Source organism: Actinoplanes siamensis (assembly GCF_016862395.1).
GTDB classification, from domain to species: Bacteria; Actinomycetota; Actinomycetes; order Mycobacteriales; family Micromonosporaceae; genus Actinoplanes; species Actinoplanes siamensis.
Map to the genome: position 1 here is coordinate 1 of NZ_BOMW01000136.1, position 1,330 is coordinate 1,330.

A 1,330-nucleotide genomic window follows, 5' to 3' on the forward strand; every position below is an offset into this window, starting at 1 on the left:
GTGAGGCACCCCCGTATTCATGGAGCTTCTTGATCATGGTCTGATGGCCGTGGGGAGGAAGTATCTGTGGCAGCACCGAAGAAGTACCCGGATGAGCTGCGGCAACGTGCGGTTCGACTGTATCGGGACTCGGATCCGAAGCCGGTGATCAAGCGGCTCGCGGAACAGTTGAACGTGCATCCGGAGGCGTTGCGGAACTGGATCCGGCAGGCCGAGGCCGATGCCGGTGAGCGCTCCGATCGGCCGACCAGCGACATGCTGGAGGAGAACCGGCGGCTGCTGAAGGAGAACGCGGAGCTGCGCCGGGCCAACGAAATCCTGAAGGCCGCGAGCGCGTATTTCGCCTCGGAGCTCGACCCGACCCGGCGACGGTCCTGACGTTCATCGACGAACAGTCGGGCCGCTTCGCGGTCGCGCTCCTTCTTCGGGTCTTGCAGATCGGCGAGTCGACCTACTACGCGTGGCGCAAGCAGGTCGAGCAGCCCTGCGACCGCGACGTGGTCGACCTCGGGCTGCTGTCGAACATCTATGAAGTCTGGGAGGCCTCCGGGTTCACCTACGGCGCCGACCGGGTGCATCAGCAGCTACGCCGTGACGGGATCCGGGTCGGCCGCAAGCGCGTCGAGCGGCTGATGCGGGCCCAGGGCTGGCAGGGCGCGTTCCTGCGACGCGGCTGGCGCGGCGGGTCCACCAAGCAGGATCCGACCCGCGAGCCGGCCCCGGACCTGGTCAACCGGCAGTTCCGGGCGGCGGCGCCGGACCGGCTCTGGGTCGCCGACGCCACCCGGATTCCGTGCGCCGAGGGCGTGTTCTGGCTGGCCGCGGTCCGCGACGTGTTCTCGCGCCGGATCGTGGGCTGGAAAACCTCGCACCGGTGCGACACCGACCTGATCCTGGCCGCCCTCGAATACGGCATCTACTCACGCGACGTGCGCGACGGTGACCTCATTCATCACAGCGACCGCGGCTCGAACTACACGTCGTTCCGGTTCGCGGAACGCTTGTACGACAACGGAATCCTGCCCTCGATGGGCTCGGTCGGCGACAGCTACGACAACGCGCTGATGGAGAACTTCTGGTCCACGTTGAAGATCGAGTTGGTCTATCGCAGCCAGTGGCGGACCCGCGACGAGGCCGAGAACGCGCTGTTCGCGTACATCGATGGCTGGTACAACACCCAGCGCATCCAGAAAGAGCTCGGCTACCTCAGCCCGGACGAGTACGAGACCGCCTGGCATCAGCATCAGGCAAGCCAGGCTGAGCCCGAGCTGGTCACCCCTGCCACCGCCCGGTAGCAGGAAAAACTGCTCCATCGAACCGGGGGAAACTC

The 1,330-nt window shown here is 66.2% G+C and carries 2 protein-coding genes; both read left to right on the forward strand.

The window, feature by feature from the left end; genetic code table 11:
• The first annotated feature begins 66 nt into the window (after positions 1-66).
• Complete coding sequence (locus tag Asi03nite_RS37425; protein ID WP_203685245.1) at positions 67-378, forward strand: transposase; 312 nt, start codon at positions 67-69, stop codon at positions 376-378.
• A 5-nt stretch (positions 379-383) separates the two neighbouring features.
• Positions 384-1,295, forward strand: coding sequence for an IS3 family transposase (locus Asi03nite_RS37430; RefSeq protein WP_239103216.1), 912 nt, complete (start codon positions 384-386; stop codon positions 1,293-1,295).
• Positions 1,296-1,330: the final 35 nt, after the last annotated feature.